We start from the raw sequence: 15,950 nt of genomic DNA, 5'->3' as shown, positions 1-15,950 counted from the left end.
TGAACCTCGTTACACCGTTTTCAGCGGCGGCAAGCGATAGCGCCCTTCGAGCAATTCCGGGCGCGGCTGATAAGTACGCAGGATCAACCGGAACGGCCCTTTGGGCGCGGGCAGCCAGTTGATACCCTCTTCCAGGGGCTTCTCGTTCTGGATGGCGATTTCGAGCGAGTCGTCGGCCTTGGTCACCAGCCCTTCGCTGCGGTCGGTGATCGCGTAACGTTTGATCTCGTTCTCCACCAGCAGAAAATCCGGCCCGTAAAGGGTGAGCGACCAGAAGGCATCGACGGGCGGTAACTGGCCTTTAGCAAAGCGCAGACGATAGCGATTGTCCCCGGAAAGTCCTGCGCCGAGATCCGGCACAGGCGACCAATAGAGTGCTTCCTCGGCGATGTGCGTGCCGGGACCATATTGATTGATGGCTGCGCGCAGAAGCGGATCGTGAATGATCGGCGTCACCTTCTTATTCACGCTCCAGCCGCCCGAGGTTTCGGAAAGCTGCCCCCAGGCGCCTTTGATTTTGGCGACGCCCTTCGGGATCGCGGCATTCAGCACCGCCGCGGCCTCCGACTGCGAGCTGAAAGAAGACGCGAGAGTCGCAAAATGCCCGACCGCTTCGCGCTCCTCCGGCAAAGGCGGATTGGCAACCACGGCGGACCTAAGATCGAGGAAATATTCGTGGCCGCGCGAAGCCACGTCCGGGATCGGCAGCTTCCAGGGCCGCACCGTCACCAAAGCGGGTGCAAGCTGATTGGGATAATCGCTCAACGATCCAATTGAAAACTGCGCCTCAATGGCGACCGCCTTGGGCAAATCCGCTTCGCTGGTCACCAGGACGCGGGTCAACGCCAGCACATGCGGTGTGGTGGCTTCAATCCGCGTGACGCCTGCGGGCAAATCTCCACCCCAGCCCGGCGGCGCAATGGCATAGGCGCCCGCCTTGGTCCCGGTTGCGCGCCGACCGATATAGGCAAAGCTGTTGCCATAGGCATCGACGAGTTGGATTGAATAGTAACGATCTTCCGTGTCGGGCACGGCGATAATCTTGGGCCCGCCGATCAAGTTCAGCCAGGCCGAACCGTAAAGCGTATCCACATTCGGCCCCGGCACATTGAACGCCGGCGTCGAAAGCGCGCCCTGCACCACAAAGCGATTGATGTTCTCGCCTTTCTGCTGCGCGCTACGGAACAACGTGTCAGAGATGACGAGGGGAAAGCCCCAGATGAATGCCTCCTCCGCCAAAGCTTCGGGAGAGGCACTATCCTGTGCCAGGGCAGGAACAATGCTGGCCGCAAATCCCGCGCCCGCCCATTGCAGTGCATGTCTGCGTGTCATGGTCATATTCGACCTCCTTAGAGTTTCGGCGTGTACCAGATGGGCGAAGACCAGCCGCGCTGCTGATCCGTCAGCGGGATGTCCTTGGGCAGCGGCAAACCATTGGCGATGGCGACGAGCGTGGACCAACGCGGCGTCGGAATTTCCAAGACACGCACGTAATAGGCTGCATATTGCTTGGGATTGAATTCTGGATCTTTCCACACCGCTTTCAGCTCAGCCGCGCCGATGCTGTTGGTGTACTTGCCGGTGGAGAGATCGACGGTGGAGCCGATGGCCTGCAGCTTATGAGTCTTGGGATCTATCTTGCGTTTGCCGGCCCAGGCGACATCGAAGATCTTTTCCTGCTGCTTGCCGTTCTCTTCCCACACTTTGATCACCTGCACGCGATCAAGATTGGCGCTGTTGGGGTCCTTCACCGCCCAAACCGCAAAGCTCGGCGTTTTGGCTGTGCCCGGCTTGGCGGGAAGATCGCCGCCCATCGGCACACCGGCTTTATAGGCCGCCTTCACCCAATCGGGCTTCTGCACCAGTTTGCCGTCCAAGCCCCAGCCGCCAAAGAAGCGGAATTTGAGCTTGGTGCCGGAGGTAGCGAAGGTCTCTTTGCGGCGGAAGGCGTTATAAATGGATTCACGCGTGTTGCTTTCGGCCCAGGCGCCGGTGAGGTTGCCTGCCGTAGTGCGCCAGAGTTTAAATCCGGCTAGAGCGCCCTGATCGCCGGTATAGCCCAGAATGCCGGAGGCTTGCTCCTTGTTCGGCTTTCCGGGACCTTGGTTGATGCCGCCGATATTGCCGCCGTAATCCTCTTGCGAGGACACCGTCAGACCGCTGTGCAGATCCGAGGCACCGACAATGCCATCCTTATAGGGATTGACGCCGAGCTTGCGCTGCAAAACCAAGCCACGGCTCAAGGCATCGCGCACATAGGAACCCTCGGGCCTCGATTTTTGCTGGCTGATAAGAAGCGTGTCGAAGATTTCGTAATTGGCGAATTCGTCATTTGGCGATAGCGCTGGATGGGTTTCCGATGCGCCCTTGTTTTGCGCAATTTCGGAGAGTGGCTCGTTTTCCGTACGCAGCTGCGCATAAGCGATATCGATGGGCCGCCCATCCAGCGTGTTCCAATCATACATCAGGCCATTTGAAGCATTGGCGTTGTGTGGAATGGCGAGCGCCTCGTAGCCATCTTTGCGAATTTTGGCGAGCCAGTTCCACAAATCCTGCGGGTTCTGCGAATCCTGCGCGGTGAAGGGCGCGGGCGCATCATTGCCTTTGAAGATCACATTGCGATGCAGGTTCTGCCCGTTCGGCATTGACGTCCATTCATAGGCGAGGAATGTCGTGAACTTGCCGGGCTCGTAATTTCGGTTGGCAATATCTTTCTCGCGCTGCCAGGCCGATTTCGCCGCGTCCGCCCCCGCCTGCCCCGCTGCGCGCTGGCCGCCGATGAAGTATTTGGTGAGCAGCGCGATGCCGAGCTTGGCGCGCTCCCAAGGCGACTTCACCTTGTCGAGATCGGCCTTGAGGCTCTTGCCCCATTCGGTCTGCGCCACAGCACTGGACGGGTTCTCGGTTTCATTGGCGACGCCGATATTTTCCGAATGGTCCGTCACCGCCAGAAAGTCGAGCGGTTCGCGGCGCTGCACTTTTTCACCTAAATATTCCACCGGCTCTCCTTTGGCGAAACGATAGGCCTGATCGGGATCGACCTTGGTGCCCATCAGAACATAGGCATCGAAGGAATAGGTCGTATGCAAATGCAGATCGCCATAATAGGCTTCGCGCTCGGAATGGACCGCGATATTGCCTTGCGCGAGTGCCTCCGGCGCCAGCAGTGCCGCGGCAGAGACGGCAGACAAAAGAACAAGCTTTCTCATAATACCCCTCCAGAAGATGTAATGATCGCCGTGGTCAGACGTTCGAGAAACCAGAAGCCGGCAAAGCCGCCGATCGCATAGGGCGGAACCCAGCGCGTCCAGCCCGGCAGTTCACGCGGGAGTTTCGAAAGCAGCCAGATGACACCCATTGCGGCGCCGACAAAGAGAAGCTGTCCGAACTCCACCCCAACATTGAAGAGCAAAAGCGAGAGTGGAATATCATTGGGCGGAAGGCCGATCTCTTTCAGCGCACCAGCAAAGGCCGAGCCATGCAGAAGCCCGAAGGTAAAGGCGATCACCCAGGGATACCGCACCGTGAGCCCTTCCCGCCCTCGATAAAGATGCACCAGCTCCACCGCCACGAAGAGAATGCTGAAGGCCACCAGCGCTTCGATCAGTGCAGGCTGCACTGTGATGAGATGCAGCGTCGTCGCCGCCAGGGTGATGGAATGGGCGATTGTGAAAGCCGTGATGGTTTTCAATAGCGCCACCCGCCCCCTCACCAAGAGCAATAGGCCGAGCACAAAGGAAAGATGATCGATACCGGTCAGAATATGCTCGATGCCGAGGGTCAAATAGGCCGGAACCGCCAGCCCTGTTTTGGCAATATGCAGCGTGAGCGACGGGTTTTGCGGGCGCAATACCTCCTGCACCCCATCGCCGCTCTTCAGCGTCACCACCACGAGGACGTCTGTGATGGTGCGATCGAGTCCTTCGATGGTGATGCTGCGTCCATCCACCCCGCCCGGCACTTTCAAGCCGCGCCACGCCCGGATTTCGAAATTGGGTGCGGAAGAAACGCTGGTCGGCTGACGTTCCAACACCCCGCCCGAAATATGCGGCACCAAACGGATGGCGAGAGAGCCCGCCGCTGGCTGTTTCCACAACACATCGACAAGACCATCCGACCGCTCAGTGACCTCAAGATATGCCGGGCGCACCTCATGCGCGGCGGCAACACTCATCAGCGCGATAAAAGCGATAAAAATCGCTTGAAGAAAACGCATCAGCGGCCTCCTTCAAAAGCAACGCGGTATTTGACGCGCAGCTTTTCGTAAGCGCGCGCATTTTCCAGGCGGCGCTGCTCTTCGCGGTAATCATCGGCAAGGCGCCCCTTTATGTCCGCAAAGCCGGGCAAGGACGGCGCCAAGCGATGGCTCACATACACAAGATGCCAACCATATCCGGAACGGAACGGCCCAACCCATTTGCCGGGTGCAACATCCACCAGAGCGCTGGAAAGCTGGGAGTCCCCGAACAGGCGCACGGCATCGTCTTTCGACAAAGCGGGAAGATCACTCGGTCCCGGGAAGGCATCGCCCAAGGCGGGTGCGCGCGTCTCGTGACCGCCCGCCAGCGTCGCCAGTGTTTTTTCGGCGCGCGCCTTTGCACCCGCTTCGCCATCACGATCCGGCGAGAAATAAACCTGTGTGAAAGCAACCCGCGGCCCGGTGAGGTATTGCACCTTATGGGCGTCATACCAGCGTTTCAGCGTGGCATCGTCCGGAACGTCCGGCGCGCCAAGATCCTGCTGCAGAAATTCGTACTTTTGCGCGATGCGGCGCTCGACAATTTCATCACCCTTGTCGAGGCCCAGCGCTTTGCCTTCGCGCACGAAAATCTGCTGGCGGATGAAGCGATCCGTCAGCGCCTGCAATTGCTCGGGGCTGGGCGCCTGATTGTATTGCTGCTGATAGGCGATGGCGAGACGCTGACGTTCCGCTTGCCCGACGTGAATGACATAGCGCTCCGATTGCGCTTCGACATATTCGACACCGGCCCAGATGGTTGCGCCGAGGAAAAGAAAGTGGAAAAACGGCTCGCGCGCGGCTTTGCGAAGCGCTGCGGTGATTTTGTGCCGCGGCTTTGCGGCGTCTTCCAGAGCCTGCTTGGGTTTGAATTGATGGATAGCGGCGTCCACAAATATCTCCCGATCGTGTGTGAGGAATAGACCGGAGCGGTGCGTGGAGCCGCTCCAGTACCCTGGGTTTATTTCTTCGGCGTGTACCAAATCGGCGACGACCAGCCGCGCTGCTGTTCTGTGAGCGCAACGCTCTTCGGCAAAGGCAGCTGATTGGCGATGGCGAGCAAGGTCGACCAGCGGGGCGTTGGAATTTCCAACACCCGGACGTAATAGGCGGCCAGATGCTTGGGATCGAATTCCGGATCGCGCCACACGGTTTTCAGTTCCGTCGCACCGATGGAATTGTCGTAAGCACCGGTTTTCAAATCGACGGTATTACCAACCGCCCGGAGCTTACGGGTCTTGGGATCGATGCTTCGATTTCCGGACCAGGCGACATCAAAGATCTTCTCCTTTTGCTGCCCGCCCTCTTCCCAGACTTTGATAATCTGCACCCGATCAAGATTGGCGCTGTTCGGATCTTTCGCGGCCCATACCGCAAAGCTAGGCCCTTTGGCAGCACCCGGTTTTACCGGGAGATCCCCGCCCATGGGCACGCCCTTGGCATAGGCTTCCTTCACCCAATCGCCGTGGGACACCAGTTTGGAATCCAGATTCCAGCCACCGAAAAAGCGGAATTTCAGCCTGGTGCCGGAGGTCGCAAAGGTCTCTTTGCGGCGAAGCCCTGCGTAAAGAGAATCGCGGGTATTGCTCTCGGCCCAAATGCCGGTGAGGTTACCGCTGGTTCCGCGCAAACGGTTGGCGATACTCGCACCGTTCGCTGAGTTGAGAACAGCGGTAGCTTCCTCTTTGGTCGGAACACCGGGTTTGCCGGAGGCATAGCCGGGATAATCCTGTTGGGCGCTGACAGACAACCCGCTATGGATATCGGAGGCGCCGACAATGCCATACTTATAGGGATTAACGCCGAGAGCCTTCTGCAACACCAGACCGCGGCTCAAGGCATCGCGCACATAGGAGCCGCCGGGCTTGCTCTTTTGCGCGGAGACCAAAAGCGTATCCCAAACCTCGAAATCGGCGAATTCGTCATTCGGCGACAGAGCGGGAATGGTTTCCGACTGCCCCTTGTTCTGCGAGATTTCGCTTAAAGGTTCGTTTTCCGCCCGGCGCAGCGCCCAAGCAAGATCAATGGGCCGGCCTTCATAGGTATTCCAGTCATACATAAGGCCATTCGAGGCATTGGCATTATGCGGTATCGCCAGCGCCTCATAGCCATCCTTGCGGATTTGATCGAGCCAATCCCACAGCTTCTCCGGGTTCTGCGAATCCAGAGAGGAAAAGGGCGATGGGGCTTTGTCTCCTTTGAAGATCACATTGCGGTGCAGATTGGCACCGTTGGGCAGCGAACTCCATTCATAGGCGACAAAGGCCGTGAACTTTCCCGGCTGATTGTTGTGGTTGGCCGCGGAAACCTCACGCTCCCAGGCCGATTTGGCGACATCCTTCACAGCTTGGGGCTGATCTTTGTCGCCCAGGAAATACTTGGTCAGAAGTTCGAGGAAGCCCTTTCGATCGGAGGTGAACCCGGTGGAAAGGCTCTTGCGATCCGCCTGCAGGCCCCTACCCCACGCACTTTGCGCAATTGCGCTGCCGGGAATATCGGCTTCGCGCGCCACGCCGATATTTTCGGAGTGATCGGTCACCGCCAGAAAATCGAGCGGTTCCCGCCGACGTACCTGCTGGCCCAACACATCCACCGGCTCGCCTTTGGCAAAACGATAGGCCGCGTCCGGATCGACCTTCGTACCCAAAAGGACATAGGCGTCGAAGGAATAGGAAGTGTGCAGGTGAAGATCGCCGTAATAGGCCTCGCGTTCGGGGTGAACGGCGATGCCGCCCCCCTGCCCCATGGCCGCGCCGGACACCGCGAGTGCAGCAGCCGTCGATAGAAGAATTTTTCGCATTGCTTCCCCTCAATATTTGATGCGCAGCGTGATGCCGGAGTTGCGTGGATCGCCCGCCAGCCCGGTGATAAGCCCTGTCGTGGCGAGGCTGCGGCTCAGGTAATAGCGCTGGTTCAGGAGGTTGTTGGAAAACAGGCTGAGGTCCCAGCCGCTATCCTCGGTGCGCAAACCAATCCGCAGATTGGTGAGATCATAGGCGGGCACGCGCGAATACCTGGAATCGCTGGCGTTTGTGTATAGCGATGACTGATAGCGTGTATCGGCATGCACATAGGCTTCCAGCGGACCGATACCGGAAGGTCCATTCAAGCCCAAGGACTGCGCCGCATCGATGGTCGCGGTGATCACCCATTTGGATACCGAGGCCAGCGGCTTTCCGCTGAGATCGGTGAAGGGGAATGTCGCCAGCGGACCACGCTCTGCCGGTGTCGGTCCGGTTTGGTAGGAGAGATAGGTCGCGTCCGTATAGGCCGTGCCTAGACCGATCCCGACCTTGTCGAGCGGGGCCCACAGAAAGCTCGTCTCGAAACCGCGCGAACGCACCCGCGGAATGTTGTTGATCGCCGATTGATAGGGCGGCTGCAGGCTGTAGACCAGCGTCTGATAATCTCCAACCTCGGTCCAATAGGCAGCGAGATTGGCGACCAAACTGCCGTCGAAAAGCTTGCTCTTGAGGCCGAGTTCGTAATTATCGACCTTCTCCGGCTTCACACGCGGGTCGGTGAGTGTGGTCGGCAGATTTGCAAGGTTGAGACCGCCGGATTTCTCACCCTGGGACCAAGTCGCATAGGTCAGAACATCAGGATCGATTTGATAGGCTAACGTGACCAGCGACGACAAATTGCCGTTATGCAAGCTCGACGAATATCCCCATACGCGGGAGAAATTGGCGCGTACAGCCAGGATCGTCGCCTGCTGTGCGGGCGTGAAGCCAGAAATATCGGCAGCTTCCAGAACCCGGTTGTCATAGATGCCGTTCTTGTCTTCATAAGTATAGCGAAGACCGCCAGTAAGCGTCAGCTCCGGCGTGATATGCCAGTTGGCTTGTCCGAATGCGGCATAGCTTCTGGTTTGCGGGTTGGAAACGGCGCCCGTGTGATAGCCTGAAAGGGCAGCGGTATAAATCGGGTTCACCGCCGGGAAATAGAAAAGCGGTGCGTCTTTTCCATATTTGAATTGCGTGTAGCCGTCGACGATCTGCCAGAAGTAATAAAGTCCGGCCTGATAATCGATATCGTTGCTGACCTCCCCCGCGTAGCGCAGTTCCTGGCTAAATTGCTGCTGATGGTCAACGATATGCGACAGCGTGATGGCGGAAAGGGGAGTGCCATCACTATCGTTGAGGGGATACCAATTCCAAGCGCGATAGGCTGTGATCGACGTCAGTGTTCCGCCGGCGATTTTCCAATCGGCTTGGAGCGAAACACCCCATTGCTCCATGTTGGCCTGGACCGGGGAATTCACATCGGTAATGCGCGACCATACCGAGTTGGTGGGCAGCGTATATCCGAACCGTGCCGCCTTGGTGATGATGTTATCCGCTACAGGTGCGCCATTGTCATAGGTCGTGACGACCCCATCATCGGTTGAGGCCGTGTGGGCGACCTGCCGCTGAAAATCGGCAATAAAGCGGAGTTCCAGGTTTTCCGTGAAATTTCCCAGAAGCTGGCCGCGCACAGAGCTATTCACGTAATCGCGCACGTTGGTATGCAGCGTGATGTTTTTGACATAGCCGCCGCGGGAGGTGTAGCCGAAGGAGAGACGCCCCGCGAGCTTGTCATCGAGCAGACCGCCGGATACGGAGCCGGCGCCTTGATAAAAGCCGAAATCGCCGCCCTGCAATACGAATTGGGCTTCCGGCGTGGTGGTGGGCTTGCGCGTCGTGATATTCAGCGCACCGGCAGTCGTATTCTTACCGAAGAGCGTTCCTTGCGGCCCATGCAGCACTTCCACCTGCTCAAGATCGAGAAGATCGAATTGCGAAAGCCCCACGCGCCCGTAATACACGCCGTCGATGTAAAAGCCGACGCCATTTTCGAGGCCGTCATTGGCGATCGTCGTGTTGCTGCCTAATCCGCGAATATTGACCGCCGCGTTACGGGCATTGCTGGTGGCCGCATAGAGTGACGGAACACTTATTTGCAGCTGATTGATGGTGAACTGCCCGGTCTTCTCGATTTGCACCGAATTGAGCACATCCACCGCGACTGGAACGTGTTGGACATCCTCTTGCACATGGCGTGCAGTCACCAAGACGCTTTCCACACTTCCTTGATAGCCAAGATCGGCGCTCGCGAGCACAACTTGCCCCTCACCGGAACGCGGCTTATCCCCATCATCAGCAAGAACTGGCGATGCCAGAGCCGTTCCGGCCAACAAGGCAGCATTGAGCAGGCCGCGCGCAGCCGCGCGACGGTATTGTATAGACATAAAATCCCCTCACCGGCTGCGCATAGCGCCCGCCGTCTGCGATATGGTATGGAATTGGGTGAACACGAGGCTCTCGCCTCGCCAGCTATCGCTTGGTCTGTCTACACATCGTCCACTCCTACATCGGAATACACGAGCCCGTTTAGCGGTGCGGACGCCGTGCGCTTTAGCGGTTGTTTACGCGGAGCAAGCTGCTTTCCGTCAAAAGCCGCGAACATGTGATGCCGGACATGTCAGCCGAATACACCAGCGCATCCGGTGTATATTATCTCTATTAAGTCAGTAGTGATTCATTTTGTCAAGCAAGGTGTGTGTTTCCTGAATTCCAACAGCGCTTGCGATGTAGAATGGCGCAGGGGACGGAGGGGAGTGTAAGGAGGTGATGAAGTATCGTCTCAAATATATAGACGCGTACATACCTGCCTTGGCGGTGGTCTGGTCGGTAGAGTTCAACCCGGTCCCCTGCTGATCCGCCCGAGAGGATCGCCATACGCCCCCTTGGCTTGAACCACTTGAACAAGATCTTCCGGGAGGATCAAACGGCCTTGGTTGTCAGTTTAGCAGATCGATCGCTTCATCGGGTTCGCTTTCATGTGCCGTGTGTCTCGCATCGGCTTTTGACAAAGCCAATGGGTGATGATGAAGAATTCCGGGATAAGGCGTCTTGGTGCGGTGATGCAGATGAGTGCCACGAAGAAAGCCTAGAAGAAGATCAAGGCGGAACCACCGGAAAAGACCTATCCGGTGAAGCGCAATTCCAATTCGCATAGGAGAAAGCCGGGTAACGCACGTTACGTCCTTGGTTGGTGTGTCCAAGATGATGTAGTACCCCGGCCCTGGGTGTCGGGTGGGGACCGCATGGGCGTGCACGGCAAGCTATGTCCGTGATCCATTCCCTTCCTCTTCAAGAAAAATGCCGAGCGATGCGTCGCCAGACCTGCAGTGAAGCTCATACTCTCCCAGGTCGCCCATGATCATGATCTCCTTCTGTTTGGCGATATGATCGAAGGCTGAACAGTTTATCGCTTAATGAGCTGAACGCACTTATCAGCTACGCTGACTGGCGGTACACCCTCGGTGGCCTGAATTCAGCCATGAGACAGGAGGCGTTTGACAGGCTTGTGTGGCTAGAACACAAGCGAGAAGAACTCCACGGCGTCCCTTCACCTGCGCGCGCGAGACGCCGTCGATCTTGAGTTCACGGCCTTCCACCGTCCCTCCAGTTTTACACCCCGGCTCCTAACCCATTGATGTGTTTGGTACGGCGAACCAGTGTCCGCGCGCATCAGGCACTCTATTTCTCAAACCTTCCATCCGCCTTGCCGCTGCCGTGCGCTTGCGCATACCAGCCCAGACCCTGCACTGCGAAAACATCGGCACTGGGAAGATAGGGTTTGATATCGAGGAGCGGCGTACCATCGAGCATATCAAGCCCGCTGACGCGCAGCCGCGCACCCTCGATGCCGAGCAGCCGCACAGAGGACATGCCAATCGGGTTAGGCCGCGTCGGCGCGCGGGTCGCAAAGATGCCGTGCGATTTGTCATCCATAAAAGGCACGACCTCCAGCGATGCAGGCCCCGCGCGGTCGAACCAATAGATCAGCCAGATGCGCTCCATGCCTTCCAGATCGCGCAGGCCCAGCGCTAAAGCGGGATCGATCTCCACATAGCCTTCAGCACCTTCCGCCCAACTGGGTTGGATCGGCGTTCCCGCGGCGTGTTCATGCGGGGAATGGATCACACCGATGGGATTAAGCTGAAACGGCATCGCCCTGGCCCCGCTTTCGAGAGGGCTCAGCCTAACATGACCGCTGTCGCGGGAAAGCCGAAGCAGTGCCCACGCGATAACCGTCTTGGCGCGGAAAGATGCAACAACGCCTTTTCCGCATGCGACTTACGGTCACCAAGCCCAGAATGCGCTGCCGCTGAACCGCGCCCCTCCCGTACTGTCGTTCACACGAGACAATATCTCTGTTAAAAGACGCCTCTAAAGAGGGGTGCCATGGCTGCCAGCAATTGGGACATATATGATGCCTTGATCGAGGCCTTGCCGGGCAATGCCAAAGCCACCGCTTGTGTCTGTGGCCTGCATTGGATGGGCGTGCGCTCCAGCCATGGTGGCGTTGGGGTTGCCATGACGCCCAGCGATGGCCCGCCACTCTTCGCTGAGGCGGGAAGCTATACCGGCAGACCTCTGCGCGATGTCGCGGCGCTGATCAAATCCTGGAATTTCTATGAAGCCGCCCTCGGCCTTGCTGCCATCAACGCGGCGCTGAACAACCCAGAAGCTGTGGAAGCCACGCATGGCGTGCCCCTCGGCACGCTGCCCCGTGCCAACTGCTTTCATTATTTGCGGGAAGAGTTTCGCGGCAAGAACGTCGCCGTGGTTGGGCATTTCCGCGATCTCGAACCGCTGAAAGAGATCTGCAGCCTGACCATTCTGGAACGCAAGCCGCAGGCCGGAGATTTGCCTGATCCCGCATGCGAATATGTCCTACCCGGTCAGGATATTGTGGTCATCACCGCCGTCACGCTGATCAACAAGACCCTGCCCCGCCTGCTTCAGCTGTCCCAGGGCGCCAAGATCGTTCTCACCGGCCCTTCCACGCCGCTCACCCCGCTTCTCTATGAGCATGGCGTTTCCATGCTGGCCGGGCTGGTGGTGCAGGATGAAGATGCCGTGCTGCGCACACTCCAAGAAGGCGGGCAGCATCAGCTCTTTGATTTCGGCGCCCGTATGGTGACATTGGAAGCCGCACCACATCTTGCGCGGCGCGCAGGATGAAAGCACAGCGTACCGCGTTGTTTGTATTGGCGGCGTGTTTCATCCTCATCGCCTGGGGCTCTCTCTCCCTCGGGCGCTATACGGTGCCGGGCGAAACCTGGTGGGAGCTGATCACTGATCCCGATGCCGCGGGCCTCGCCGGGCAAGTACTGTTGCAAGTTCGCTTGCCGCGTATTCTGGCGGGCATTTTCATCGGCGCGGGACTTTCGGCTGCGGGCGCGGCCTATCAAGGTATATTCCGCAACCCCATGGTCTCGCCCGATATCCTCGGCGCCTCCGCAGGCGCGGGCTTTGGTGCAGCTGCCGCTATTCTGGCGAGCCTGGGTGTCATCGCCATTCAGCTTTCCTCTTTCACCTTCGGCCTCATCGCGGTCGGTCTCACCTGCCTTGCGGCCTCGCGGCTGAAGCGTGCGGGCGATCCCATCCTCACGCTGGTTTTGGTGGGCATTCTGGTAGGCTCCGTCTTCACCGCGCTGGTCTCCCTCGCAAAATACACCGCCGATCCCTATTCCAAGCTCCCCGCCATCACCCTGTGGCTGATGGGCAGCTTGTCGGCGATCAATCCTTCCGATCTGATTTTCGCGTTGGTGCCGATCGCACTGGGGCTGGTGCCACTCTATCTCTTGCGCTGGCATTTGAATGTGCTGGCCTTTGGCGAAGAGGAGGCGCGCGCACTGGGCGCCGAAACCACGCGGCTGCGCTGGATCATCATCTTCGCCGCAACGCTGCTGACCGCCTCCTCCGTCGCCATCGCGGGCATGGTGGGCTGGGTCGGCCTCGTCATCCCGCATCTCGCCCGCATGATCGTGGGGCCGGATTATCGCGTGCTGCTACCCGCATCCATGCTGCTAGGCGGTTCTTATCTTCTTCTCACCGATGATCTTGCCCGCTCTCTGATGGCCAATGAGATTCCGCTCGGCATCATCACCGCTTTGATTGGCGCGCCCTTTTTTCTCTATCTCATGATGCGCTCCCAGCGAGGCTGGGCATGAAGCTGGAGCTGCGCAACCTTGTCTGCGGCTATGGGGCTAAAAGCATTACCGAGCCCATTTCGCTCAGCGTATCTTCTGGCGAGGCACTTTATCTTCTCGGCCCGAACGGCTCAGGCAAGACCACGCTTTTCAAGACGATCCTGGGCCTGCTGCAGAAGAAATCCGGTGGCATTTTTATTGATGGCGAAGACGTAAGCCATTGGCCGCAGCGCCGCCTCGCTCGCGCGCTCGCTTATGTGCCGCAAGCCCATACCCCGCCGTTCCCCTTCAGCGTGCGTGAGGTGGTGCTGACGGCCCGCACCGCGCATCTGGGATTTTTCGGAACGCCCTCGCGCGCTGACGAAAAAATCGCCGACCACGCCATCGAGACTCTCGGCCTCTCCTATCTCGCTCACGCCCGCTATACCGAAATCTCCGGCGGGGAGCGCCAGCTTGTGCTCATCGCCCGCGCTGTAGCGCAGGAGAGCCAGTTCCTGGTGCTGGATGAACCGACCTCCAACCTCGATTTCGGCAATCAGGTGAAGGTGCTGAAGAAAGTGCGTGAGCTGACGCAGCGCGGGCTGGGCCTGCTCATCACTACCCATTTACCGGATCAGGCCTTTCTTTGCGCCTCCCGCGTCGCGCTGCTGCGCCAAGGAAAGCTGATGGCGCTGGGAAAACCGCAAGAGGTGCTCACCGAGGCGCTGCTCTGCGAAACCTATTCCACCAGCCTGAAACTCGCCGCACTGGACGGCGGGCTGACCGTCTGCGTGCCCTTGCTGCAAGAAGGATAATTGCCATGCGCAAAATTCTCGCCGCGTTTACCTTGGCTGCTACTTTGGCGGCGTCTTGCGAGGCGCGCAGCTTCACCGATATGGCCGGCCGCAAGCTCACCATCCCGGACACGGTGAAAAAGGTCTACTGCATGAGCCCCACCTGTCAGGTGATGATGTACACCCTGGCGCCCGACATGCTGGTGGGCTGGAACTACGAGCCCACGCCGGGCGAAAAGGCGCTGCTGGTGGAGCCTGCGAAAAGCCTTCCCGTGCTCGGTGGCTGGTTCGGGCGCAATAACACCGGCAATCTCGAACAGATCATGAAGGTACATCCCGATGTGATGGTCTCCATCGGGCAAAGCGGCAACAGCTCGGTTGAGGAGCGCGTGCAGGCGCAAACCGGGTTGCCGGTGATCATCGGCGATTGGTCTTTGGAGAAGATTGCCGACAATTATCGCATGCTGGGCGAACTCACCGGGCGTCAGGCCCGCGCGAAGGAACTCGCCGAGTATGTCACTGCGGCCCTGACCAAAGTGAAATCCACCGTCGCCAAAATTCCCGCAGATAAGCGCCGTCGCGTTTATTACGCCGAAGGGGCCAAGGGGCTGAATACCGACCCCGGCGGTTCCCCGCATTCCGAATCCATTCTCTTCGCGGGCGGACGCAATGTCGCCGAGGTGCAAGCCGATCACGGCTTTGGTGAAGTGCCGGTCTCCATGGAGCAGATTTTCATCTGGAACCCCGAGATCATCATCGCGGGCTATGACCATGAGCACTCCCCCGGCGCATTTTATACCGCGGTGTGGAGCGATCCGATGTGGAAACAGGTCAAGGCGGTGAAGGATCGCGCCGTCTATGAAGCGCCGCAATTTCCCTTCAACTGGATCGACCGCCCGCCTTCGGTCAATCGCGTCATCGGCATCAAATGGCTGGCGGAAACCTTTTATCCCGATCTCTTCCACGAAGACATCCGCGCGGAAACCAAGAAATTCTATAAGCTCTTCTATCACCGCGATCTGACGGACGCCGAATTGAACGCGCTTCTGGCGCAAGCCGTGAAGCATTGAGCCCATGACCGGCTTCGATGCACATGCCCCGGTCGCGATCACCCCGATTGGCGTGGTGGAATCCGCCTTCCAGGATTTCACCCAACAGGTGAGCTATGACGCCACTTCTGCCATCGTGATCCGTGCGGAATTGGCCGATGGGCTGATCGGGCTCGAACATTTCAGCCACCTGCATGTGCTCTACCACCAGCACCGCCGCAGCGAATGGCGCGAGGAGATAGGCCTCACCCAGACCGATATGCAGGCGCTCGCCCCGCCGCGCGCGGGTGAACCTTGTCACAAAGGCATCTGGACCAGCCGCTCACCCGCCCGGCCTTCGGGCATAGGCTCCTGCGTGGTAGAGCTGATCCGCCGCGACAAAAACCGGCTGATCGTGAAGGGGCTCGATGCTTTCGATGGCACGGCGGTTCTCGACATCAAGATATACGTGCCGCGCTACGACGCCTTCCCCATGGCCGAGACGCCACTGCATTGGCCTACGCGCCATGGCCTGAATGTAACCTCGCGCCTCTTGCATTGGGATACGATGAATGTGGCGCTGGCCCTCGGGCTGCGCGCGGGCCTCTGTGCGATGAAGACGCTGGATATTGCGCGCGGCGAAGCCGATCACGCCCGCGTACTAGGCGGGCCGTTTTTCGCGCAAGGCATCGAGGGTGTCACCGGCTGCTCGGTGCTGCGCCAGAGCATGGACTTTTCCGACCGCGTCGAAGCCATCGCCGATTGGTCCTTGCTTCTAACCAAGGAAGGCCGCCGCACCGAAATCCGTCTGGCCGGGCGCCGGTATAAAGGCGCGGACGAGGTCTTTGCTCTTCCCGATGCGGCCCTGTTCGCGCGCGCTTAAAACCGTGCCATTCGCGCGCGCCCTGTGCCCAAGCCTTTCGCAA

General features: G+C 58.9%; 12 protein-coding genes. 5 read left to right on the top strand and 7 right to left on the bottom strand.

Annotated features, from left to right (window positions below; translation table 11 throughout):
- Positions 1-9 precede the first annotated feature (9 nt).
- The 7 genes from FHS83_RS10570 to tsaA (FHS83_RS10540) all read right to left on the bottom strand — a co-directional run bounded on the left by FHS83_RS10570 (position 10) and on the right by tsaA (FHS83_RS10540) (position 11,235).
- A complete protein-coding gene (locus tag FHS83_RS10570; RefSeq protein ID WP_167082930.1) occupies positions 10-1,332 on the bottom strand; it encodes a DUF1254 domain-containing protein in 1,323 nt (440 codons plus the stop codon).
- A gap of 17 nt (positions 1,333-1,349) precedes the next feature.
- Positions 1,350-3,209, bottom strand: coding sequence for a DUF3604 domain-containing protein (locus tag FHS83_RS10565; protein WP_167082929.1), 1,860 nt, complete (start codon positions 3,207-3,209; stop codon positions 1,350-1,352).
- Positions 3,206-4,216 (bottom strand): HupE/UreJ family protein, encoded by a 1,011-nt coding sequence (locus FHS83_RS10560; RefSeq protein WP_167082928.1) that lies wholly within the window; start codon positions 4,214-4,216, stop codon positions 3,206-3,208. The genes FHS83_RS10565 and FHS83_RS10560 overlap by 4 nt, the downstream gene beginning before the upstream one ends.
- A complete protein-coding gene (locus FHS83_RS10555) occupies positions 4,216-5,130 on the bottom strand; it encodes a peptidyl-prolyl cis-trans isomerase (RefSeq protein ID WP_167082927.1) in 915 nt (304 codons plus the stop codon). Before FHS83_RS10555 ends, FHS83_RS10560 begins: the two co-directional genes overlap by 1 nt.
- 68 nt (positions 5,131-5,198) lie before the next feature.
- The gene (locus tag FHS83_RS10550) at positions 5,199-7,037 is read right to left on the bottom strand and encodes a DUF3604 domain-containing protein (RefSeq protein WP_167082926.1); all 1,839 of its coding nucleotides are present in this window, start codon (positions 7,035-7,037) and stop codon (positions 5,199-5,201) included.
- 9 nt (positions 7,038-7,046) lie between these two features.
- A complete protein-coding gene (locus tag FHS83_RS10545) occupies positions 7,047-9,467 on the bottom strand; it encodes a TonB-dependent receptor (RefSeq protein ID WP_167082925.1) in 2,421 nt (806 codons plus the stop codon).
- 1,294 nt (positions 9,468-10,761) lie between these two features.
- Complete coding sequence (gene tsaA / locus FHS83_RS10540) at positions 10,762-11,235, bottom strand: tRNA (N6-threonylcarbamoyladenosine(37)-N6)-methyltransferase TrmO (protein WP_167082924.1); 474 nt, start codon at positions 11,233-11,235, stop codon at positions 10,762-10,764.
- Between the two features lie 234 nt (positions 11,236-11,469).
- Between tsaA (FHS83_RS10540) and FHS83_RS10535 the strand changes: the two genes are divergently transcribed.
- The 5 genes from FHS83_RS10535 to tsaA (FHS83_RS10515) are packed head-to-tail and all read left to right on the top strand — an operon-like array spanning position 11,470 to position 15,907.
- Positions 11,470-12,252 (top strand): DUF364 domain-containing protein, encoded by a 783-nt coding sequence (locus tag FHS83_RS10535; protein WP_167082923.1) that lies wholly within the window; start codon positions 11,470-11,472, stop codon positions 12,250-12,252.
- A complete protein-coding gene (locus FHS83_RS10530; protein WP_167082922.1) occupies positions 12,249-13,244 on the top strand; it encodes a FecCD family ABC transporter permease in 996 nt (331 codons plus the stop codon). The genes FHS83_RS10535 and FHS83_RS10530 overlap by 4 nt, the downstream gene beginning before the upstream one ends.
- Positions 13,241-14,017 (top strand): ABC transporter ATP-binding protein, encoded by a 777-nt coding sequence (locus FHS83_RS10525; protein WP_167082921.1) that lies wholly within the window; start codon positions 13,241-13,243, stop codon positions 14,015-14,017. Before FHS83_RS10530 ends, FHS83_RS10525 begins: the two co-directional genes overlap by 4 nt.
- A gap of 5 nt (positions 14,018-14,022) precedes the next feature.
- The gene (locus FHS83_RS10520; RefSeq protein WP_167082920.1) at positions 14,023-15,066 is read left to right on the top strand and encodes an ABC transporter substrate-binding protein; all 1,044 of its coding nucleotides are present in this window, start codon (positions 14,023-14,025) and stop codon (positions 15,064-15,066) included.
- A gap of 4 nt (positions 15,067-15,070) precedes the next feature.
- Positions 15,071-15,907, top strand: coding sequence for a tRNA (N6-threonylcarbamoyladenosine(37)-N6)-methyltransferase TrmO (gene tsaA / locus FHS83_RS10515; protein ID WP_167082919.1), 837 nt, complete (start codon positions 15,071-15,073; stop codon positions 15,905-15,907).
- Positions 15,908-15,950: the final 43 nt, after the last annotated feature.

It is taken from the genome of Rhizomicrobium palustre (genome assembly GCF_011761565.1).
In the GTDB taxonomy this organism is placed as follows: Bacteria; Pseudomonadota; Alphaproteobacteria; order Micropepsales; family Micropepsaceae; genus Rhizomicrobium; species Rhizomicrobium palustre.
The sequence above is the reverse complement of the archived record's forward strand: the minus strand, read 5'-3'. Positions and strand labels throughout refer to the sequence as shown.